Consider the following 583-nt stretch of genomic DNA (forward strand, 5'->3'; position numbering starts at 1 on the left):
CGCCGAACCCGTCGGCGTCGCCCAGAACCCGCATGCCGGGCCGCAGCGCGCATTCCGGCAGCACCGAGATCGCCAGGCCGGAAAGCACCGCGGCGGTGATGACGGTTGCCGAGAAGCTGGTGAACAGGATGCGGTAGTCGCGGTTCTGCCGATCGAGCACGTCGACGGCAGCCCGCCGCCAGATGCAGTTCGGGCGGCCGAAAGCCATCGGCAATGTGTCCTGCTCATGTGTCGCGTGGTTGGCCGAAGTGACCCACAGCAGCGGTTCGCGCCGCACCACTTCCGACTGACCGTGCGCGTCATTATGCGTCACCAGCGCCAGATCGAGATTGCCGCGCTTGATATGCTCGACCAGCCCCGGCGTCGGCTCGCAGATGACGGTCAGCTCGACACGTGGATTGGAACGGGCGAAGCGGGCCATGATCTCGGGCAGGAAGCGATCGGCATAGTCGTCCGGCGTGCCGATGCGGATCGTGCCTTCGAGCCGCCGGTCGTCGAAGGCGGCCAGCGTTTCCCGATTGAGGAACAGCAGCCGTCTTGCGTAGGAGAGAAGCCTGTCGCCGTCCTCGGTAAGCCTGTTGGT

Annotated in this window: 1 protein-coding gene; it reads right to left on the minus strand. The window is 66.0% G+C overall.

All coding sequences use genetic code 11. The features are described 5' to 3' along the window. A partial coding sequence (locus EOA86_RS37595; protein WP_245497516.1) for a LysR substrate-binding domain-containing protein occupies positions 1–583 on the minus strand: 583 nt, incomplete at both ends.

The sequence above is a fragment of the Mesorhizobium sp. M5C.F.Ca.IN.020.32.2.1 genome (assembly GCF_004023105.1).
Classification (GTDB): domain Bacteria; phylum Pseudomonadota; class Alphaproteobacteria; order Rhizobiales; family Rhizobiaceae; genus Mesorhizobium; species Mesorhizobium wenxiniae.